Annotated in this window: 17 protein-coding genes; 10 read left to right on the top strand and 7 right to left on the bottom strand. The window is 66.2% G+C overall.

Going from position 1 to position 21,747, the window contains the following annotated elements; genetic code table 11:
* Nucleotides 1-46: 46 nt before the first annotated feature.
* Nucleotides 47-988 carry a dihydrodipicolinate synthase family protein gene (locus U5A56_RS34605; RefSeq protein ID WP_124523839.1) on the bottom strand — a complete coding sequence of 314 codons (942 nt, stop codon included), beginning with the start codon at nucleotides 986-988 and terminating at the stop codon, nucleotides 47-49.
* A gap of 590 nt (nucleotides 989-1,578) precedes the next feature.
* On the opposite strand from U5A56_RS34605, the gene abaF reads away from it, so the two are divergent.
* Nucleotides 1,579-2,958, top strand: a complete 1,380-nt coding sequence (abaF, locus tag U5A56_RS34600; protein ID WP_321927032.1) for a fosfomycin efflux MFS transporter AbaF — start codon at nucleotides 1,579-1,581, stop codon at nucleotides 2,956-2,958.
* Between the two features lie 350 nt (nucleotides 2,959-3,308).
* Nucleotides 3,309-6,068, top strand: a complete 2,760-nt coding sequence (locus U5A56_RS34595) for a UPF0182 family protein (protein ID WP_321927030.1) — start codon at nucleotides 3,309-3,311, stop codon at nucleotides 6,066-6,068.
* Nucleotides 6,069-6,225: 157 nt separating this feature from the next.
* On the opposite strand, the gene U5A56_RS34590 is transcribed toward U5A56_RS34595, so the two are convergent.
* Nucleotides 6,226-7,596, bottom strand: coding sequence for an MFS transporter (locus U5A56_RS34590; protein ID WP_321927029.1), 1,371 nt, complete (start codon nucleotides 7,594-7,596; stop codon nucleotides 6,226-6,228).
* 459 nt (nucleotides 7,597-8,055) lie between these two features.
* On the opposite strand from U5A56_RS34590, the gene U5A56_RS34585 reads away from it, so the two are divergent.
* Complete coding sequence (locus U5A56_RS34585; protein WP_124489393.1) at nucleotides 8,056-8,457, top strand: hypothetical protein; 402 nt, start codon at nucleotides 8,056-8,058, stop codon at nucleotides 8,455-8,457.
* 191 nt (nucleotides 8,458-8,648) lie between these two features.
* Here U5A56_RS34585 and U5A56_RS34580 read toward each other — a convergent pair whose 3' ends face one another.
* Nucleotides 8,649-9,572: a recombination-associated protein RdgC gene (locus U5A56_RS34580; RefSeq protein WP_321927067.1), complete on the bottom strand. Its 924-nt coding sequence runs from the start codon at nucleotides 9,570-9,572 to the stop codon at nucleotides 8,649-8,651.
* Between the two features lie 242 nt (nucleotides 9,573-9,814).
* On the bottom strand, nucleotides 9,815-10,732 hold the full coding sequence (locus U5A56_RS34575; RefSeq protein ID WP_321927028.1) for a LysR family transcriptional regulator: 918 nt from the start codon (nucleotides 10,730-10,732) through the stop codon (nucleotides 9,815-9,817).
* Nucleotides 10,733-10,870: 138 nt separating this feature from the next.
* Here U5A56_RS34575 and U5A56_RS34570 point away from each other — a divergent pair, with 138 nt between their 5' ends.
* From U5A56_RS34570 to U5A56_RS34560, 3 genes are all read left to right on the top strand, one after another.
* Nucleotides 10,871-11,635 (top strand): SDR family NAD(P)-dependent oxidoreductase, encoded by a 765-nt coding sequence (locus U5A56_RS34570; RefSeq protein WP_321927065.1) that lies wholly within the window; start codon nucleotides 10,871-10,873, stop codon nucleotides 11,633-11,635.
* Between the two features lie 83 nt (nucleotides 11,636-11,718).
* A complete protein-coding gene (locus tag U5A56_RS34565) occupies nucleotides 11,719-12,426 on the top strand; it encodes a pirin family protein (protein WP_321803812.1) in 708 nt (235 codons plus the stop codon).
* Nucleotides 12,427-12,668: 242 nt separating this feature from the next.
* Nucleotides 12,669-13,349, top strand: a complete 681-nt coding sequence (locus U5A56_RS34560) for a GntR family transcriptional regulator (RefSeq protein ID WP_044847167.1) — start codon at nucleotides 12,669-12,671, stop codon at nucleotides 13,347-13,349.
* A 142-nt stretch (nucleotides 13,350-13,491) separates the two neighbouring features.
* Here the strand turns inward: U5A56_RS34560 and U5A56_RS34555 are convergent, their stop codons facing one another.
* Entirely contained in the window at nucleotides 13,492-13,686 is a 195-nt protein-coding gene (locus tag U5A56_RS34555) for a hypothetical protein (RefSeq protein ID WP_124489389.1), read from the bottom strand.
* Nucleotides 13,687-14,244: 558 nt separating this feature from the next.
* Between U5A56_RS34555 and U5A56_RS34550 the strand changes: the two genes are divergently transcribed.
* The 4 genes from U5A56_RS34550 (at nucleotide 14,245) to U5A56_RS34535 (ending at nucleotide 18,308) form a co-directional block, all read left to right on the top strand.
* The gene (locus U5A56_RS34550; RefSeq protein ID WP_321803815.1) at nucleotides 14,245-15,231 is read left to right on the top strand and encodes a TRAP transporter substrate-binding protein; all 987 of its coding nucleotides are present in this window, start codon (nucleotides 14,245-14,247) and stop codon (nucleotides 15,229-15,231) included.
* Nucleotides 15,228-15,806, top strand: a complete 579-nt coding sequence (locus U5A56_RS34545) for a TRAP transporter small permease (protein ID WP_321927026.1) — start codon at nucleotides 15,228-15,230, stop codon at nucleotides 15,804-15,806. The genes U5A56_RS34550 and U5A56_RS34545 overlap by 4 nt, the downstream gene beginning before the upstream one ends.
* Nucleotides 15,807-15,810: 4 nt before the next feature.
* Nucleotides 15,811-17,163, top strand: a complete 1,353-nt coding sequence (locus U5A56_RS34540; protein ID WP_321803819.1) for a TRAP transporter large permease — start codon at nucleotides 15,811-15,813, stop codon at nucleotides 17,161-17,163.
* 320 nt (nucleotides 17,164-17,483) lie between these two features.
* The gene (locus U5A56_RS34535) at nucleotides 17,484-18,308 is read left to right on the top strand and encodes an alpha/beta fold hydrolase (RefSeq protein ID WP_321803821.1); all 825 of its coding nucleotides are present in this window, start codon (nucleotides 17,484-17,486) and stop codon (nucleotides 18,306-18,308) included.
* 98 nt (nucleotides 18,309-18,406) lie between these two features.
* Here U5A56_RS34535 and proP read toward each other — a convergent pair whose 3' ends face one another.
* Nucleotides 18,407-19,876, bottom strand: a complete 1,470-nt coding sequence (proP, locus tag U5A56_RS34530) for a glycine betaine/L-proline transporter ProP (RefSeq protein WP_321927024.1) — start codon at nucleotides 19,874-19,876, stop codon at nucleotides 18,407-18,409.
* A gap of 562 nt (nucleotides 19,877-20,438) precedes the next feature.
* A complete protein-coding gene (locus tag U5A56_RS34525; RefSeq protein ID WP_321927022.1) occupies nucleotides 20,439-21,506 on the bottom strand; it encodes a porin in 1,068 nt (355 codons plus the stop codon).
* Nucleotides 21,507-21,747: the final 241 nt, after the last annotated feature.

Below are 21,747 nucleotides of genomic sequence, written 5' to 3'. Positions count from 1 at the left end.
GCAGCCGTTTCATGGCTGCGTATCGAACGGTTTCGTGCGAACGCGCTTACGCGATGCTCTTCGACCAGTTCGCGTACCAGTTGCGGAACAGCGTGTACTGCGCTTCCGCGTAGTTGCGCTGCGCGTCGCTCAGGGCGTCGGTTTCGTTGAAGTGCAGCGTGTATTCCTTGTCGCCGTTCAGCACCATCAGGTGCTTGTAGAACAGGACCAGGTCGCAGCCTTCGTCGAACGACGACAGCACGGCCAGCGCCGCTTCCAGTTCCTTCGCACGCACGCGTGCCACTGCGTCGCCTTGCGCGGCCTTCTTGCACAGGTCGACCAGTTGCAGCACTTCGCGCGGCAGCGCGTTGCCGATACCGGTGATCGCGCCTGCTGCGCCGCAGTTCACGAAGCCGTGGAAGACCTGCGTGTCGACGCCGGCCATCAGCGTGACGCTGTCGTCCTGCGACGTGATGTTCTCGGCTGCGTAGCGCATGTCGGCGGCGCCGCCGAATTCCTTGAAGCCGATCAGGTTCGGGTGCTGGCGACGCAGTTCGAAGAACAGGTCGGCGCGGGTCGCGAAGCCGTAGTACGGGCTGTTGTAGATCACGGCCGGCAGGTTCGGCGCGGCGTTCAGGATCGCGGCGAAGTGCGCCTTCTGGGCCGCCGGCGACGCGCCGCGCGACAGCACGCGCGGGATCACCATCAGGCCGTGTGCGCCGACCTTCGCGGCATGCGCGGCGTGCGACACGGCTTCCTTCGAGTTCACCGCGCCGGTGCCGACGATCGTCGGGACGCCGGCTTCGACCAGGCGCGCGACGCCTTCCTGGCGCTGCGCTTCGGTCAGCAGCGGCCAGTCGCCCATCGAGCCGCAGTAGACCACCGCGCGCATGCCGAGTGCAATCAGTTCCTTGCCCTTCTTCACCAGCGCGTCGAAATCCGGCTGACGGTCAGCGGTGCACGGCGTCATCAGGGCCGGAATGGTGCCGGTAAAAATGTTGTCGCTCATCTCGTTTCCTCACATTCAGATAGGGTCAACTGCCATTGCTGGCAACCTGGGCTGTACGCGCGCTCGCCGTCTCGTCGGTGCTGCATGCGATCCGGACGGCGGCTGGCCGCCTCTTGTTTGCCTCGGTGCCGAAACGTTGCCTCCGGTTTCGCCCGAGAGTCAGCCATCGACGGAAGTCATTCTAGCCAGTTCGAATATTTTATACAATATAAAATAAAAAGGGCGTGACGAAGGTCGTCGTGCCGGAGCCGCGGGGAGGGTGGCGAACCGCGCCGCAGCGGCTTTGGGCGGGGGCGACGGACGATCCCGTCGACGCCGGAAAATTCACGCCCCGCCCCGCCCGTCGGCCCGCGGGCCGTGATTGGCACCCCATAGACGGGCCCCCCGCCGTACTTTCCTCTGATCAGAAAAATCGCTCTCGCAGGCTCGGAACCTGACGGCCGGATGCCGCCCCGCATGTCGCATTTCTGCCGAAACCTTTTTGAGATTGCGTGGATTGTGTATTGGATATTGTATAAAATCTTTCGACGTGCTTACGCGCGAACCCGGCCCGCCAAGGGAAATGGAAGACAACGAGAGGAGATACGGAGATGACAAGTCAGGTCGGCGAGGCAGTCTCGCCTGGTAGTGCAGCAGCCGTGCCGGACACGGCGTCGAAGCGGGAATTGAAGCGGGTCGTCGCGGCGTCGATGGTCGGCTCGGTGGCGGAGTGGTACGAGTTCTTCCTGTATGGAACGGCGTCGGCGCTGGTGTTCGGCACGCACTTCTTCAAGAAGACCGGCAACCCGATCGACGGCCTGCTCGCCGCGTTCGCGCTGTATGCGGTGGGATTCGCCGCGCGCCCAATCGGCGGGCTGGTGTTCGGTTACTACGGCGACAAGTTCGGCCGCAAGTATCTGCTGCAGGTGAGCCTGATCGTGGTCGGCGTCACGACCTTCCTGATGGGGTGCCTGCCGACCTTCGATGCGATCGGCTACTGGGCGCCGGTGCTGCTGGTGTCGCTGCGCCTGATCCAGGGCTTCGCGTTCGGCGGCGAGTGGGGCGGCGCGATCCTGCTGGTCAGCGAACACAGCCCGGACAACCGCCGCGGCTTCTGGGCCAGCTGGCCGCAGGCCGGCGTGCCGGCCGGCAACCTCGTCGCGACCATCATCCTGCTGGTGCTGTCGAGCTCGCTGTCCGAGGCCGACTTCCTGGCGTGGGGCTGGCGCGCGGCGTTCTGGTTCTCGGCGGTGGTCGTGCTGATCGGTTTCTGGATTCGCCGCAAGGTCGACGATGCGCCGATCTTCAAGGAAGCGCAGGTGCGCCGCGCGCAGAAGCAGGAAAAGCAGCTCGGCGTGGGCCACGTGCTCAAGTATCACTGGCGGCAGGTGCTGATCGGCATCGGCGCGCGGTTCGCCGAGAACATCCTGTATTACATGGTCGTCACGTTCTCGCTGACTTACCTTAAGCTGGTCGTCGGCTTCGACACCACGCGGATCCTGAAGCTGATGTTCGCCGCCAACGCGATTCACTTCTTCTTCATCCCGCTGATGGGGCTGATGTCGGATCTCGTCGGGCGCAAGCCCGTGTATCTGACGGGCGCCGTGCTGACCGCCGGCTGGGGCTTCGTCGCGTTCCCGATGATGGATACGGGCAACGACTGGATCATCATGGCCGCGATCGTGCTCGGCCTGTTCATCGAATCGATGACGTACTCGCCGTATTCGGCGCTGATGACCGAGATGTTCCCGACCAACGTGCGCTATACCGCGCTGTCGCTGTGCTACCAGGTCGCGCCGCTGATGGCCGGCTCGCTTGCGCCGCTGATCGGGCTGTCGCTGCTCGAGCGCTATCACTCGTCGACGCCGATCGCGTTGTATCTCGTCGCGGCCGCGCTGATCTCGATCGTGTGCGTCGGGCTTGCGAAGGAAACGCGCGGCAAGTCGCTGCGCGAGGTCGATGCGGAGGCGAGTCGGCGCGCGCACGTGTGAGGCGGGTGATCGAAGCTGATTGCACGCACGGAAGCCACCCGCGAGGGTGGCTTTTTTCGTGGTTGATCGAGGATTGCCGGGGAGCGCGGGGAAGACGGCCGGCGTTCGGTGCACTACGGTCGTCACCGATTGCGCTCGGCAGCGGCCATCGACGGGTGCTTGTCGAGGAGGGATCGAATCTGTCGCAGTGCTCGTTTCCGGTGCTGTCACGCATGCCGTCGGATGGCGACGCGTCGGCAACGGGCGTAGCATTCAGACATGCGGCCGGCCGCGATGCTCACTGCCTGATCGGCGGCACGCCCGGTCCGGCCGCGGCCGGCCACCCATGACGGCCCGGCAAAGGAGCCTCGATGCGCTCGCAAGCAACGTCCGTCCCACGCCTGAGACGCTACGGGATCGCGGCTGCGATCGTCATCGCCTGCCTGATCGTCGTCGGGCGCGTCACTGGTCTCCTGGTCGACTGGCTCTGGTTCTCGTCGATCGGCTATGCCGGCGTCTTCTGGACGATCCTGTCCGCGAGGGTGCTGCTGTTCGTCGCGGTGTTCGCCGTGTCGGCGGCTGCGATCGGCGCGTCGGGGTGGCTCGCGCATCGTCATGCCAGGCCCGTCGATGTCTGGCAGGTAGCGGACGCTTCGTCGACGCATGCGGAGGATGTCCTGCGCGCGCTGGCGGGGGAGGTCGCGTCGCGCATTCCCTGGCGCGCGGTCATTGCCGCGGGTGCCGTCATTCTCGGGCTTGCGATCGCCGCCGGTGCGATGTCGAGCTGGGATGTCGCGCTTCGCTTCCTGCATCGGGTGCCGTTCGGCGGGCGCGATCCGATCTTCGGCAAGGACATCGGTTTCTATCTGTTCGCGCTGCCCGTCTGGATCGTGCTGAAGAACCTGCTGCTGCAACTGGTCGTCTGCTGCGCGATCGTCGCGGGCGGCGTCTACTGGCTGCGCGGCGACATCATGCTCCGCCCGCCGAAGGGGCTTTCGTCGGCCGCCGCGGTTCACGGGTCGGCGCTACTGGCACTGTTCTTCCTGCTGAAAGCCTGGTCCTGGTGGCTCGAACGCTTTCTGCTGCTCTACGACAACAACGGGGTCGTGGTCGGCGCCGGTTATACGGATATCCACGTGATGCTGCCGGTGCTGTGGCTGCTCGTCGGCCTCGCCGTTGCGTCGGCCGTTGCGATGCTGGTCAACCTGCGCCGGCCCGGCTATCGGTTGCCGGCCGCCGCGATGCTGCTCGTGTTCGGCACTTCGTTCGCGCTCGGCATCGTCTATCCCGCGCTGTTCCAGCGCTTCTACGTCAAGCCGAGCGAGCTGCAGCTCGAGACGCCCTATATCCAGCACAACATCGCGTTGACGAGGCAGGCTTACGGTCTCGCGCGGATCGAGGTCAAGCCGTTCGCGGCCGAGCAGGGCCTGAACATCGCGTCGCTGCAGGCCAATCGCGCGACCGTCGACAATATCCGCCTGTGGGATGTGCAGCCGCTGATGGATACCTATGCGCAGTTGCAGGAGATCAGGACTTACTACAAGTTCTTTTCCGTGGATATCGATCGCTACCGTCTCGACTCCGGCTACCGGCAGGTCATGCTGTCGGCGCGCGAACTGGAGCAGTCGATGCTGCCGGAGAACGCCCGAACCTGGGTGAACCTGCATCTGCTGTTCACCCACGGCAACGGCATCGTGATGTCGCCGGTCACGGAGAAATCGATGGAAGGCTTGCCGTCGCTCTATCTGCGCGACATTCCGCCCGTCGCCGATGGCGGACCGGCGATCGACGAACCGCGCATCTACTTCGGCGAAGGCGGGCAGGGCTATGTGATCGTGAAGGGCAGCGTGCCCGAATTCGACTACCCGAAGGGGGACAGCAACGTCTACACGTCGTACAGCGGGCGCGATGGTGTCGCGATCGGCGGCGCGGTGCGGCGCAGCCTGTTCGCATGGCAGTTCGGCGATCCCAACATCCTGCTGACGCACTACATCACGAACGAGAGCAGGATCCTCTTTCACCGCAACATCCGGGACCGGATCCGCACGATTGCACCGTTTCTCGCGCTCGACCACGACCCCTATGTCGTGGCAAGCAACGGACGCCTGTTCTGGATGCAGGACGCCTATACGACCAGCCAGTGGTTTCCGTATGCGCCGCCCGGCACCGGCGATGGCGCCAACTACATTCGCAACGCGGTCAAGGTGGTGGTCGACGCGTACAACGGCACGGCCGACTTCTACGTCAGCGATCCTTCCGATCCGCTAGTGCGGACTTACGCGCGCATCTTCCCCGGCATGTTCAAGCCGCTCGACGCGATGCCGCAGGATCTTCAACGGCACATCCGCTACCCCGAGGATCTGTTCCTGATCCAGGCGAACCTCTACCGCGCTTATCACATGGATGCACCGGAAGTGTTCTATAACCGCGAGGACCTCTGGCAGTTTCCTCGTGCGCTCGGCGACATCGACGGGGGCGACGCCGCGAACCGGCAGATGGCGCCGTACTACACGATCATGCGGCTGCCCGGCGATGCGCAGGCCGGCTTCGTGCTCATGCTGCCGATGGTGCCGAGCCAGCGCGAGAACATGATCGCGTGGCTGGCCGCGCGTTGCGATCCGCCCGGGTACGGCAAGCTGATCGTCTACGCGTTCCCCAAGGAAAAGCTGATCTACGGGCCGTACCAGATCGAGGCGCGCATCCAGCAGAGCACGGAAATCTCGCAGCAGATCTCGCTGTGGAACCAGATGGGGTCGCGCGTGATCCGCGGACATCTCGTGGTCGTTCCGATCGAGCACTCGATTCTCTACGTGTCGCCGCTCTATCTGCGCGCGTCGTCCGGCCAGTTGCCCGAGTTGAAACGGGTGATCGCGGCCTATGGCGATCGCGTCGTGATGGAGGAAAACCTGAGCGAGGCGCTCGCGGCGCTCTTCAAGGAGACGAGGCCGGGGCCGGTGGCGGCGCCGGCCGGCGGCGCGGCGGATACGCGCGCCCGCGACGCGCTGGCGCATTACGATCGTGCGATCGAGCGGTTGAGGGCTGGGGATTGGGCCGGTTTCGGCGCGGAACTCGATGCGCTCCGACCGTTGCTCGAAGCGCTGGGCGCCGCTCGCGCGGATCACAAGCAGTGAGTGAGGCGCGGCTGAGCGGGCGTGGGCGTGATCGACCGCGGTCAAGCAGTTGTCGTGTCGTTCCCGGCGCGCACGTTGGCCTGAATCGGGACCGCGCGCGGAAAGCGGGCCGGCAGCCGGCTCGTCTTCCCATGCATCGAGCGAACCGGCCAACCCGTTAGGTCAGCGGCGGCGCGTGCCCATGATCCTCCAGACTTCGCGCGTCGTCGTATTCCCGCGAAATATCCTTGTTCGTGTAGTCGCCGAGCTTCGATGCGGCGACCAGGCTCAACACCGCACATATCAGCACGTACACCGCGATCGCATACCCAGAATGGTAGTAGGCAAACAGCGCGGTCGCGATCAGCGGTGCCGGGCCGCCCGCAATGACCGAAGCGAGCTGATAACCCATCGACGCACCGCTATACCGCAACCGCCCGGTAAACGACTCGGCGATCAATGCCGCCTGCGGTCCGTACATCATCGAATGCGGGACCAGCGACAGCACGATGGCCGCGAAGATCCACGCCGGATTCCGGCTGTCGACCATCGCGAAGTAGAGGAATCCGAATACACCGACGGAAACCGCACCGATCATGTACATCCGCCGCCGCCCGATCAGATCCGACACGTGGCCGAACAGCGGAATGGTGACGAATTCGACCACGGACGCCACCAGCACCGCCGTCAGCAGCAGCTCTCGCGTGACGCCCAGCGCCGTGATCCCGTACGTGAACACGAACGCCGTGAAGATATAGAACGGCGCCTGTTCGGCCATTCGCGCAAACGCCGACAGCACGATATCCCTCGGCTGCTTGCGCAGCACTTCGAGCATCGGCGCCTTCTCGATCCGGCGCTCGGCCAGCAGTTTCGCGAAGATCGGCGTCTCGAGAATGTTCAGGCGGATATAAAGCCCGATCGCGACCAGCAGGATGCTGAGGACAAACGGCACGCGCCAGCCCCACGTGAGGAAACTGCTGCCGGACAACCAGCTCATGGCCAGCACGGCGAGGTTGGCGAGGAACAATCCTGCCGGCACCCCGAACTGCGGCCACGATGCGACGAAGCCGCGATGCGCATTGGTGCGCGCCCACTCCATCGACATCAGGACCGAGCCGCCCCATTCGCCGCCGACGCCGACGCCCTGGATGAAGCGCAGCACCGTGAGGAGAACCGCGCCCCAGATGCCGATCGCTGCGTAGGTCGGAACGAAGGCCACGGCGAACGTCGCGAGCCCCATCAGCAACAGGGTCACGATCAGCGTGGCCTTGCGGCCGATGCGATCGCCGTAGTGGCCGAAGATCGCCGCGCCGACCGGCCGCGCGACAAAGCCGACGGCATAGATCAGGAACGCCTGAAGCGTGCCGACGAGTGGATGGGATTGGGGGAAATACAGCTTTGCGAAGACCAGGCCGGTGACCGTGCTGTAGAGGAAAAAGTCATACCATTCGATCGTGGTGCCAATCGTGCTGGCGATGACGGCGCGGCGCAACTGGCGCCGGGCTTCCTCGTCGGAGAGGGGCGTGGCCGCGGATTGCATGGCAGGCATTTTGGTATCTCCCGGAAAAGGGCGATAGAGAAATAAACCATACGCCCGGCGACAGGTTTCAGCAAGCGCAGGCCACGAATGGATTGCAGGGCGCTCAAGACTTTCAATAAGAAGTCCTGATATATAGCCAGATCAACCACCCGCGCGCGCATGCATGTCGATGACCGCGCGGTTGCACGATGGCTCGGTGATTTCCGTCCATTGAAGATGCGCGTATTTGCAATACGCGATCCGCAGCGATTGCCAGTTTCGTGAGAAGGCCCGGCGCGGTGCCGGTCGAAACGGCGGCCGTGGAATCGTGGAGTAGTATTCCCAATGTCCAGGTTATGGCTCGGCCTCCACGGCGCATAGCCAACCCGTCCGCGACGAGGGCGGCAGGCTCGTCAAAGGATTTGGAAGCTGCTTCAACGATACGTATGGTGGCGTCGGCCGTGACGACGGCATTGAGGGGAGTGCGTCATGTCAACCGAGTGGAAGCAGCGCGTCAGACTGTTCATCCAGCGCTTCTGGCAGCCGACCAGTGCGTGCATGACCTGCATGCCGGGGAGCTGGGGCAACATCATGAGCCTCGCCCACTGGTCGATTGCATTTCATACCGGTCTGTTTACCGGACTCCTGGCTGTACTGCTGACTTTCACGCCCGCGGCGAAACTCTACGCGCATCGATACGGCAATGCGGTGATCGTCGGCGTCCTGACGACGTTGGGCGACGCCTACTCGCACACGAGTCACTACCGTATCCCGTATGTCGAGCATATCGTGACGGGTGCGATTTCAGGTCTCTTGACGCTGGCAGCCTCATATCTGTTCGAAGACCGCGCGCGACGCCTTCGGGCGGTATGGGCCCGGGTGTTCGGATAGCTCGTCCGCTGACTTTCCGAACCCGCCGGGCCGAACGGCAAGAGGCTCCACGGTGAGCCTGCGCTTCGCCGGCGCGCAGCCGCACCCCGCCCGCCGCCAGAGCGGCGACGGTCCTCCCCGACAGGTCGCGTCAGCGCGAAGCCGCGCCGTCGCGCCGTAGCGCGGCGACGATCCTCGACAGCCGACGAGGTTCAGGCTGCTGCCGCGATTTGAATCGAGTCCTGCCGCTCGCCACCCAGGATATCGACGAGATCGGTCAACATCCGCGCCAATTCACCCGTCATCAACGTGACATCCGAGTCGAAGCGTTCGTCGTCGTTCTGCGCGGTGGGATCCGACGCCTCCTTGATCACGTCGAGCGGCGTGACACGCTTGATCGTCAGCGACGGCGTCAGCACGAAGGAGATGCGGTCATTCCAGGTCATCGCGAGGCGCATGCATTGTTTGCCGGCCTCGATGTGCCGGCGCATGTCGTTCGCTTCCAGCGCGTGGCCGACGTATCGCACCGTGGCGCCACCTTCGCCGCTCGAGCGCAACTCGGCGTCCTGGTCCACGGTGAATCCGCCCGGCGCCTCGCCGGACAGCAGCCAGTCCGTCATCGCGGCGACCGGCGACAGCGCCACCTGGACGCCGGCGAGCGGCAATTGATCGATGGATTTGACGAGCAGGCCGCGAACGTCGTCGGCAAGTGCCTGTGCGGCCGCATCGATGACGAGCCAGCCGTTCACCGTATCGATCCACACGCGGGTATCGCGGCGAATGGTGAACGCGCGCGGCAGCAGTTCGTCGGTCACCTGCTCCTTGAGTTCGCGCAGCTGTTTTCGCCCGACCTTGAAACCCTGCTGCTCCTCGACCTCGAGCGCCCGGGCCTTGGTCACCTGATTGACGACCGACGCCGGGAGCAGCTTCTTTTCGGCGCGAAACGTCAGCAGCATCTGCCGGTTGATCGAATACACGAGCGCGCCGTCGTCACGCGGCGACGCCCATCCTGAGCGCTGCATCTCGACGCTGGTGCCCGGCTGAAACGCGTGGGGCGCGAGCCATGCTTCCATCTGATCGGGGGTAACGGCCCACGGTGCCGGAAGACGGTGAAGCTGAAGATTCTTGAACCACATAGGCGTGCGGGCAAAGCGCGTCATTCTATATGACGGTGACGTCTACCGGCCAGAAGCGCCGGTCGGGATGCAACATCGGCGGGCCGCTTCGATAGCTCGAGCGGCCATTCGTCGGCATCGCTTCAAGCGGGTTGCGCCGCCGAGAATGCGTGTGCCGCGGCCATCGTATCCGGTGCTTCGCGCCACACCGTCATTGCATGAATGCAATGACGAAACGCCGGCCGATCAACCGCGCCGACACATCATTTCGGCCATCGCCAGGTCGGCTCGGAAAGGTGCTCGGCAAGATAATCCGACAGCGCCGCGACTTTCGCGGGCCGCGCGCGCGCCGAGGGCGTGACGAAGTAAATGCCGCCCTTCGTCAGCGACCAGTCGGTCAGGATCGCTTCGAGACGGCCGTCGGCCAGATAATCGCCCGCGATGAACTCGGGCAGTTCGGCAATCGCCAGTCCGGCGAGCAGCGTGGGCAACAGCGCATCGGCGTTCGTCACGCGTAGCGGGCCCGCCGGCATCACCGGCTCTTCTTCGCCTGCGTCGTTCGTGAAGCGCCATACGGCGCTACGCGCGCGGTACGCGTACGAGAGACAAGGACGATCCGCGAGCTCGCGCGGATGGGTGGGCCGTCCTTCACGCGTCAGATATTCCGGCGACGCCACCACGAATTGCGTCACCGCGCACAGCCGCCGCGCGACCAGCGACGAATCCGGAAGCGCGGCGATCCGCAGCGCGGCGTCGAACCCGTCGGCGACCAGATCGACCGACGCATCCGACAGATGCAGGTCGATCGACACTTCCGGATACGCGCGAAAGAAGCCCGGCAGCAGCGGCGCGACCCAGCGCAGCCCGTACGACATCGGCACGGCCAGACGCACCAGCCCGCGTGGCCGCACCGACATTTCGCGTGCCGAGCTTTCCGCCTCCTCGGCCTGGCGATAGATCTCGCCGGCTTGCTCGCTGATCGTGCGGCCGAACTCGGTGAGCGAGAGCTGACGCGACGTGCGATTGAACAGCCGCGCGCCCAGCCGGTCCTCCAGGCGGGCCACGCCGCGCGAGACGGTCGCGACCGACACGCCGGTCGCGCGCGCCGCGGCGGCAAACGAACCGTGCTCGGCCACCTTCGCGAACATCGCGAGCCCCTCGAAATCGGGTAGTTGAGCCATCTTTCCTCATCTTTTCATTTGTGCAACGTTTGTTTGCAATCAATTCTATTTCGAAAAGATGAGGCCGTCGATATTCTCCTCACATCGCAGTACGCGATGCAACGCAACCCACACCGATCCAACGAAAGGAGCAATACCATGGCACGCAAACTCGACAACAAGATCGCACTCGTCACCGGCGCAACCAGCGGCATCGGTCTCGCCACCGCCCAGCGCTTCGCGGCCGAAGGTGCGCACGTCTATCTCACGGGCCGCCGACAGGCCGAACTCGATGCCGCCGTGAAGGGCATTCGCGAAGCCGGCGGCAAGGCGACCGGCGTACGTTCGGATTCCACCAAGCTCGATGAGCTCGACGCGCTGTATGCGCAAGTCAAGGAAGAACAGGGGCGCCTCGACGTGCTGTTCGTGAACGCCGGCGGCGGCTCGATGCTGCCGCTTGGCAGCATCACCGAAGCACACTACGACGACACTTTCGAGCGCAACGTGAAGGGCGTGCTGTTCACGGTACAAAAGGCGCTGCCGCTGCTTGCCGAGCGTGCCTCGGTGATTCTCACCGGCTCGACGGCGGGCAGCGCGGGCACCGCGGCGTTCAGCGTGTATTCGGCTTCGAAGGCAGCGGTACGGGCCTTTGCACGCAGCTGGATTCTCGATCTCAAGGAACGCGGCATCCGCGTGAACACGATCAGCCCGGGCGCGACCCGCACGCCTGGCCTGCTCGATCTCGCCGGTGACGATGCCGCGCAGCGCCAGGGCCTCGCCGATTATCTGGCTGCCCAGATCCCGATGGGGCGCCTCGGCGAGCCTGGCGAGATCGCGAGCGCGGCGCTGTTCCTGGCCTCGGACGACGCGAGCTTCGTGAACGGCATCGAATTGTTCGTCGATGGCGGCCAGCAGCAGATCTGAGCGCAGCCACGGCGCGCGGGTGCGGAAGACGCCGTCTGCGACGATCGCGATCCGCGCCCGGCGTACTCGAACCGGGCTCCGTCATGATTGAACATCGGCCTTTTCTTGTGCTTGGCGCAATCCGGCGCGGCCGTGTCGACATTCGCCAGCATTTCCGCATCGGCGAATCCGGGCGCGCCGACGATGCGCCGCTCGGTCCGCTCTACATGTTGAGCGACGTCGAGTTCGCGCCGCACTCGGGCCTTGGCCCGCATGCCCACCGCGACGTCGAGATCGTCACGTGGGTGCGGTCGGGCGCCATCACGCATGAAGACGACGCGGGCAATCGCGTGCGTCTGGTCGCCGATTCCGTCCACGTGACGAGTGCCGGCACGGCGATCCATCACGCCGAGCGCAACGACGAGAATATGCCCGCGCGGCAGTTCCAGATCCGGCTGCGTCCGCGCACACCTGGCGGTACACCGCGCTGTGCGACGCGTGTCTGTTCGTCCGGATGTCGCGAGGGCCGATTCGTGACGCTGGCGAGCGGCGATCCGGAGGATGTCCGCGCCGGCGCGTTGCCCATTCATGCCGATGCACGCGTGCGTATCGCGACGCTGCGTGAAGGCACGGCGTTGCGGCACGCGTTGCCGATGCCCGGTTCCGCTTATCTGGTTGTCGACCATGGCCGGCTGGACGTAGGGCCGATCAGGCTGGCGCAACGCGACGGTGTTGCCGTTCGCGATGAAACGTGGCTCATGTTGCGGGCGCGGGACGACACGGACGTCATGATCGTCGAGCGCTTATGCTAGGGCGCATGCTCGATCAGCGCGCGGCCGCAGCCTGGTTCATTGCCGTGCCGACTTCGAGAAAGCGCGCCGGTGAGCGTCGGGTGGCCGTATTGCGGGAACGCCAGGCGTCGATGCCGACGTCGCCTGTGGCGGGGTCGCCGCCGCTCGCCCGCAAGGCCGCTCTGCTAATATCGTAGAAAGTATGCAATATCCAGCGCCGCGTCGGCGCTTGCCTGACCGCCATCCCCAGTCCGAACCGCAACATGAACGAGAAACGCCCCGCTCTTGTCTACGCCACGCGCGCCGAAGCCGCAGCGAATGAACTGCGCCGCCGCATCCTGACGGGGGAATACGTCGACGGCTACCAGCTTCGCCAGGATGCGCTGGCGACCGAGCTCGGCATCAGCCGGATCCCGCTGCGCGAAGCGCTCGTGCAGCTCGAGAGCGAAGGGCTCGTGAAGATCCTGCCGCACAAGGGCGCGATCGTGTCGGAGCTGTCGCCGGAGGACATCACCGAACTGTTCGAATTGCGCGCGCTGCTGGAGCCCGTGCTGCTGAAAAAGTCGATTCCGAAGCTGACCGCCGAGGATTTCGCGCGGCTCGATGCGATCCTCGACGAATACAGCGCGGTGCTGCACGCGAGCCAGTCCGGCCGCTGGGGCGAACTGAACACCGAACTGCATCATCTGCTGCTGTCGCGCGCCGACCAGCCGAAGACGGCGGCGATCGTCGCGTCGCTGCTGCAGCAGACCGACCGCTACACGCGCGTGCAGTTGTCGCTGTCCGAGGCCGCGCGTGACGTGGCCGAATCCGAGCACGCGGAGCTCGTCGCGCTGTGCCGCAAGGGCGATGCGCGCGCGGCGGCGTCGCTGCTCAAGCGTCACATCGAGCATGCGGGCGGCGAGTTGAATGCGTTTCTGCGGGACCGGCGGCTCGGGCGTTGAGGTCGTTCGCGCGCCGCGCGCCGCGCGGATACCCGATTCCGGTCAATCGCGGCGTTGCAGCGCGGTCGCATGCGATCCGTGGCTCGTCCGGGCGCCCCACGGCGCCGAAGGCGGCCTGCACGCATCGCTTCCGTTTGATCGTCTAGCCGCCGCCGATCCCTTGCAATACCTTGCCCGTCCCGCCGCACACCGCGCATGGCTGTCCTTCGACCATCCCGGTGCCGCGACACACGCCGCATAGATCCTCGCCGACGCCCGGCGCATCGGGCGGCCCTTCGTCGCCCGGATTCAACGGCGTGTCCTGACGCTGTCCCGCCGGCGTTCTGGTCGTCTGCATCGCACACCTCCTTGCGTGTTTTCGATGTCGCGGCAAGCGCGCATCGCGCGTGCCTGCCGCGACGGCATGCGCCGTGGTCGACGCGCGGTGCCGCCAGCACGCGTGAGCAGGCACGCCGGCAACGATGACGCGACGCCCCGCATGACCGCGGGGGCAACGGCATCGTCACGTCGTCATTACAACGACGGCGCCCGCCTCGAGCCAGCCGTCGCCGACGGCAGTCAGTCATCCTATGACTGTAGAAATAGAAACGAAAGAGAGTATCCGGCTCCGGAAAACGACACGTCACCGCGCCGGGTCAAACGCAGCCTCATCTCCGGAAAACGTTTCGCCGGCGACGCGCTGAACAGAGAAGGCTTTTCCCTTTGCCTCGCCGAAAACCCGCTACAGAAGCGCCTATAGGGTATGCACCAAGTGAGTTAAACGATTAACCGACGTACATTCGCTTCCACACGTCATACAACGTATGACCGCGATTCAGCGAAGGCCGTGCCCCGACTGATGCGCAAGCCGCCCGGATCGCCGCCAGACGACGAACAACCATCAAGGAGACTGACGATGAAGCACCGATTCACCCGCTCCCGTACCGCCCTGGCCGTCGCGCTGATGGCCGGCTTCGCGGTGTCCGCGCAGGCCCGCGTGTTCCGCTCGGCGGACGTGCACGGCGACAGCTTCCCGACCAACATGGCGGTCAAGTACATGGGCGACGAGCTGTCGAAGCTGACGGGCGGCAAGGACTCGATCAAGGTGTTCGGCAACAGCGCGCTCGGCTCCGAGAAGGACACGGTCGACCAGGTGCGGATCGGCGCGATCGACATGGCGCGCGTGAACGGCGCGTCGTTCAACGAGATCGTGCCGGAGTCGCTGATCCCGTCGTTCCCGTTCCTGTTCCGCGACGTCGACCATTTCCGCAAGGCGATGTACGGCCCGGCCGGCCAGAAGATCCTCGACGCGTTCGCGGCGAAGGGGATGATCGCGCTGACGTTCTACGAGAGCGGCGCGCGCTCGATCTACGCGAAGCGCCCGGTACGCACGCCGGCCGACATGAAGGGGCTGAAGGTGCGCGTGCAACCATCGGACCTGATGGTCGACGAGATCAAGGCGATGGGCGGCACGCCGACGCCGATGCCGTTCGCCGAGGTCTACACGGGCCTGAAGACGGGCCTCGTCGATGCGGCGGAAAACAACCTGCCGTCGTACGAGGAAACCAAGCACTTCGAGGTGGCGCCCGACTACTCGGAGACGCAGCACGCGATGACGCCGGAAGTGCTGGTGTTCTCGAAGAAGATCTGGGACACGCTGTCGCCGCAGGAACAGGCCGCGATCAGGAAGGCAGCAGCCGATTCGGTGCCGTACTACCAGAAGCTGTGGACCGCGCGCGAGGCATCGGCGCAGCAGACGGTGACGAAGGGCGGCGCGAAGATCCTGCCGGCCGCGCAGATCGACCGCGCGGCATTCGTGAAGGCGATGCAGCCGCTGTGGGCGAAGTACGAGAAGACGCCGCAGATGAAGCAGATCGTCGACGAGATCGAGGCCACCAAGTGACCCGTCGCACTTCCCTGAACGGCGCGGCGGCCGTGGGCGCATCGGACGCGGCGGCCGCGGACGGTGCGGCGCCGTGCCGGCCGCATGCGGCGGCGCCGCGCCTGCGCTGCGTGAACGACCTGCTGTTCCGCGCGCTGGCCGTGGTCGCGTCGCTGTGTCTCGCGGCGCTCACGGTGCTGGTGTTCTACGCGGTCGTGATGCGCTATGCGTTCGAGAACGCGCCCGACTTCGTCGAGCCGATCGCGCTGCTGCTGGTGATCGTGATCGCGATGTTCGGCGCGGCGATGAAGGTGCGCGACGGCGGCCACATCGGTCTCGACTCGCTCGTGCGGCGCCTGTCGCCGGGCCCGCGTACCGTGGTGATCGCGATCCAGCACCTGAGCCTGATCGCGTTCGCGATCGCGATCATGGTCGGCTGCGGCAGCATGGCCGCGGAGACGATGGGCGACCGCATTCCGATCATCGGGTTGCCCGAAGGCGTGCGCTACCTGATCACGATTCCCGCGGCGATCGCCATCATCCTCTTCTCGCTCGAGCACCTGCTCGCGCTTCGTCGTTCTTCGTCGGGACAATAACGCCATGGAACTCGCGATCCTGTCCGTCAGTTTTCTGGTTTTCCTCGTGCTCGGCGTACCGGTCTCGTTCGCGCTCGGCATTTCCTGCGTGCTGACCTACCTGGTCGAAGGGCTGCCGATCGCGACCGCGATGCAGGCGATGATCTCGGGGATGAACGCGTTCTCGTTCCTCGCGGTGCCGTTCTTCATCTTCTCCGGCGAGCTGATGCTGCACGGCGGCATCGCGGACCGGATCCTGCGCTTCGCGCAGGCCACCGTCGGCCATTTCCGCGGCGGCCTCGGGATGGCCAACGTCGTCGCGTGCACGCTGTTCGGCGGCGTGTCGGGCTCGCCGACGGCCGATACCTCCGCGATGGGCGGCGTGGTGATTCCGCTGATGAAGCGCGAAGGCTACAGCGCGGCGTACGCGGTCAACGTGACGACCCACGCGTCGCTCGCCGGCGCGCTGATGCCGACATCGACCAACATGATCATCTACGCGTTCGCCGCGCAGGGGATCACGGGGGTGCTGCACGGCCAGCCGGTGAGCGGCGTGTCGATCGGCGACCTGCTGTTCTCCGGCCTCCTGCCGGTGCTGTGGGTGATGGGCTTCGTGCTCGCGGCCGCATACTGGCAGGCCGTGCGCCACGGCTATCCGCGCCGCGAGGACGGTTCGTCGGCGCTGCCGTCGTTCCCGGGCTGGTATGCGGTGCTGCGCAGCTTCGTCGGCGCGGTGCCGGGCCTGATGGTGATCGCGATCATTCTCGTGTGTGTCGCGAAGGGGATTGCGACCGCGACCGAAGCCGCCGCGATCGCCGTCGTGTACTCGCTCGTGCTGACCGCGCTCGTCTACCGGACGCTGACGGCCGGGAAGCTGCGGCGCGCGCTGTCGCATGCGGCGCGCACGACGGGCGTCGTGCTGCTGCTGATCGCCGTGTCCAACATGCTGCGCTTCCAGATGTCGTACCTGGAGATTCCGGATGCGATCGAAGGGCTGCTCAAGCAGTCGACCGCCGCGCCGTGGCTGATGCTGCTGTACATCAACATCATCCAGGTGTTCCTCGGCACGTTCGTCGACATGGCCGCGCACATCCTGATCACGACGCCGCTGTTCCTGCCGATCGCGATGGCATGCGGCGTCGGGCCGGTGCAGTTCGGGATCATGCTGCTGCTGAACTGCTCGCTCGGCCTCGTGCACCCGCCGATCGGCTCGGTGCAGTTCGTCGGCTGCGCGATCGGCAACGTGTCGATCGGCGAGACGACGAAGATGGCGTGGCCGTATTACCTCGCGATCTTCAGTGCGATCAACATCGTCACGTACATGCCGTTCTTCTCCACCTGGCTGCCGAGCCTCATCAGCGGGCACGCGGTGTTCTGAGCGCGCGTTTCACCCGTCGCGGCGCCGGACGATCCGAGGTCGTCCGGCGCCGCAGTCATGTCGGCGGTTGCTTCACGCGCGGCGTGGCGCGCCATCGCGGCGGCCGCACCGGCGCCGGCCGCGTCGCGCGATCGGCGTCGTGCCGGCCGCGCGGCGGAAGTGCGCGATGCGCTGCGTCGCGGCACGCGCGGCAGTCACCCGCAACGGCGGCAACCTGTGCGATGATTCGCCGCTTCGCGTTCGTCGCAGAACGCCGCGGATCGCGACGCCCGTTGCCGGGCCGCCGCTCACCGCCCACCGCATTGACATCCGGAGACGACATGCCCGCACACATCGTTCATGGCAGCACCCTGCATTACCAGGATCACGGCACCGGATTTCCGGTGCTGTTCGGGCACAGCTATCTGTGGGATGCCGCGATGTGGGCGCCGCAGATCGACGCATTGTCGAGCCGGTATCGCGTGATCGTGCCGGACCTGTGGGGACATGGCGCGTCGGGCCCGCTGCCTGCCGGCACGCAGACGCTCGACGATCTCGCCGCGCACGCGAGCGCGTTGCTCGATGCGCTGGAGATCGAGCAGTGCGCGGTCGTGGGGCTGAGCGTCGGCGGGATGTGGGGCGCGCGGCTCGCGTTGCGCGAACCGCAGCGCGTGCGCTCGCTCGTGCTGATGGACGCGTCGCTCGAGGCCGAACCCGACGCGACGCGGCTGCGCTACTTCGGGATGCTCGATGCGATCGCCGCCGCCGGCTGCATCGCGCCGCCGCTGCTCGATGCGATCGTGCCGCTGTTCTTCCGGCCGGACGTGAACCTGGCCGACCCGGTGCCGCGCGCCTTTCGCGCGGCGCTCGCGAACCTGCCGGCCGACCGGCTGCGGGAATCGATCGTCCCGCTCGGCCGGCTGATCTTCGGGCGGCCGGATACGCTCGCCGCACTCGCCGGGCTGGATGCCGAACGCACGCTGCTGATGTGCGGCGCGGGCGACATGGCGCGCCCGCCGTCGGAGACGGTGAAGATGGCGAGCGTGATCGGCTGCCGCCATGCGCTGGTGCCGGACGCCGGCCATATCTCGAACCTGGAGAACCCCGCGTTCGTCACGCGGATGCTGCTCGACTGGTTCGACGAGCAGCAGCTCGCGGCGGGCTGAACGCCGCACGCGATGCCGGCGGCGAGCGCCGCGCGGCATCGCGTGACGACGCAACGACTTGCGTTGCGACGTGACTGCGGCATAGCGACATTACCGCGTCATGCGCGTTCGCCGACCGGCGTGAACCGGCGGTCGCGCACGCGGCCCGCGTCGGCACCGCGGCGAATCAGGTCCTGCGCCTCCGCACGGCTCGCGACGCACGGTGCGGAGCCGGGCAGCGGCCGGCGTGCGGACTCGCGCAGCGCGAGCACCGACACGATGCCGATGAACGACGCGCCCATCAGGTAGTAGGCCGGCATCATCAGGTCGCCGGTGCGATCGACGAGCCACGCGGTGACGAGCGGCGTCGTGCCGCCGAACAGCGATACCGACACGTTGAAGCCGATTGCGAGCGCGCCGTAGCGGATCCGCGTCGGGAACAGCGCGGGCAGCGCGGACGGCATCACGCCGGTAAAGGTCGACAGCAGCGTGCCGTAAATCAGCATCCCGCCGAACACCGGCAGCATCCCGCCGGTGCGGATCAAGAGCAGCGCGGGCACCGACAGCACGAGCAGGCCGACGCAGCCGAACATCATCACCGGCTTGCGGCCGAGCCGGTCCGACAGATGGCCTGCGTAGAGCGTCATCGGCATCATCAGCACCATCACGAGCAGCACCATGAACAGGCCGTGCGTCTCGTTGAAGTGCAGCGTCGCCGACAGGTAGTTCGGCAGGTACGACAGCGCCATGTAGTCGGTCACGTTGAAGATCAGCACGAGGCCGACGCACTGCAGCAGCGGCTTCCACTGTTCGACGAGCAGCGTGCCGAACGACTGCTTCGGGCGCGATCGTTCGTCCGCTTCGCGCGCTTCGGCTTCCTTCTTGAACGCGGGCGTTTCCTCGAGCTTGAGCCGGATGTACAGGCCGACGAGGCCGAGCGGGCCGGCGATGAAGAACGGCACGCGCCAGCCCCACGACAGCAGCGCTTCCTGCGACAGCGTCGCCGTCAGGATCGCGACGGTGGCCGCGCCGAGCGTGTAGCCGATCAGCGTGCCGAACTCGAGGAAGCTGCCCATGAAACCGCGGCGCCTGTCGGTCGCGAACTCGGCGATGAAGGTGGCGGCGCCGCCGTATTCACCGCCGGTCGAGAAGCCCTGCACGAGGCGCGCGACGAGCAGCAGGATCGGCGCCATGATGCCGATCGACGCGTAGCTGGGGATCAGGCCGATCGCGAAGGTGCCGACGGCCATCATGATCATGGTGGCGGCGAGCACGCGCTGGCGGCCGATGCGGTCGCCGAGCGGGCCGAACACCATGCCGCCGAGCGGGCGCACGAGGAACGCGGCCGCGAACGTGCCGAAGGTCGCGAGCAGCTGCGCGGACGGGCTGCTGGACGGGAAGAACACCTTGCCGAGCGTGACGGCGATATAGCTGTAGACGCCGAAGTCGAACCATTCCATCGCGTTGCCGAACGCCATGGCCCCGACCGCGCGCTTGAGGACGGCAGGGTCGACGATCGTGATGTCATCCAGCTTGAGGGCCTTGCGCGAAGACCGGGCTTTCGCGGGGTGCGCTTGCGATGAACTCAATGAACGCTCCTGGAAGGCGCCTTCGCGGCCGGCCGAGCGGGTGCGCGGCGAGGCGGGCGCGGGACCGTCGGGGACGAAGGCGGTTGTCTCGGGATCGCCATGATGTCGGTGATGCGGCGTGCGACACGCGACACCAGGCAAGTGGGTTGGTGTGAAGCAGTGTAGAGAAACGGGGAACACGGACTATCGGTCATGCGCCCGGAAACCGGTCGAAAACGACACGGATGGCGCAGGCGGGCAACTCGCCATGCCGCGCGGCGGCGCATGTGCGGCGGCAAGGCTGTACGGGTTGCGACGGCGGCGATCTATGCCGCGATCACGGCGTGGACGGATGCGGCACGGTGCGGATCGTGTGGGCGTGTGGGCGTGTGGGCGTGACGGCGTGACGGGCAAGACGGACGTGACGGACGTGGCGGACGGCCGGAGCGTTGCACGCGCATCCGCCCGCAACGGAAGCCGCGCCGAAACCGGATGCACCGCTGCAGGCCGGCGTCGGCGAATAATAATTCGGAGTGCGAATGCATCGGGGCGGTGGTTCGATGCAGTCTCCACCGCCCGTGCATCAGAACATATGGCGGATCCCGAGGTTCGCGCCGACGGTCGTGCCGGTGACCGCGTAAAGCGCGTTGGTGATCCCCAGCCCGGTGTTCATCGCACCGTGGTTGTTGACCATCGCGACCTGCGCGTACAGCGCGGTCGCCTTCGACAGGCTGTAGGTCGTGCCGATCGCCGCGAGCAGCGAGTGATTGGCCGTGTCGTTGCGATCGCTGGTGAACCAGACGCCGCCGTTCAGGTCGACGGCCGGCGTCGCCTGGTAGTCGAGGCCACCGCCGTACACGTTGTTGCTGAACGAGCCGCCGACCTTGTAGCTCGTGAACGACGCCTTCGCGGTGACCGGGCCGAAGCGGTAGGCGGCGCCGATCGTGCGCCCGACGAACGCGACGGTGCTCGGCGTCGGCGTCGGGTTGGTGCCGTCGTTGCCGTCGTAGAACGCGGCGTCGATCATGAAGCCGTCGTGCTCGTACTTGAGGCTCGCCGAATACTGGCGGCCGGCCTGGAAGTCGCCGGCCTTGCCGCCGAACGCGAACATCGCGCTGCCGGTGAGGCCGGCGATCGTCGGGCTCGTGTACGACACGGCGTTCGGGTTGAACAGGCCCGTCACCAGCACGTTGTCGACGTAGTTGATCAGCCCGCTGCCGAAGTGCGAGAAGCTGCGCGGATCCGAATCGAAGATCGCGAGCAGGAACGGCGAATACTGCACGCCGGCCTTGACCGTGCCGAACCCGCCGTCGAGCCCGACCCACGCCTGGCGGCCGAAGAAGTTGCCGTTCGAATGCGCGAACGCGCCGTTGGTGACGGCGAAGCCGCTCTCGAGCTGGAATTTCGCCTTGAGGCCGCCGCCGAGATCCTCGGTGCCGGTCATCCCGAACGTCGTCGGCGTCATGCCGGTATCGGTCATCGCGAACTGATGGCCGGCGTTCGCGCCGGTGGCCGCGTCGCGTGTCTTGCTGGTGTACAGCAGCGCGGCGTCGAGGTTGCCGTACTGCGTCACGCTGCTCTGCGCGAAGCCGCTGCTACTGGCCAGCGCGCCTGCCAGCGCTGCGCAACCGATCACGATTCTGCTTTTCATTGAGGTGTCTCCAGTGTTGTTGTACGTCGATGCATCGAACAAGGGGATGCGGCGGATGCCCGCGTGGCGGTTTCCGTCGCATGAGCCGCGCACGCAGGGTGGGGCGCGGCGGGACGCACGTGCGCGGCCGGGTGGCGGCCGCGTGCGACGCGTTCAGGGCGGGGATGGGCGCCCGAACGCGCGTGTGTCGACAGTGGGGGGGGGCGGCCGGTGCCGGCCGCGTCATTCAGAGCGACCGGTT

The organism is Burkholderia sp. BCC1998, assembly GCF_905339875.1.
Taxonomy (GTDB): domain Bacteria; phylum Pseudomonadota; class Gammaproteobacteria; order Burkholderiales; family Burkholderiaceae; genus Burkholderia.
This window is presented reverse-complemented; position numbering and strand designations above follow the sequence as displayed.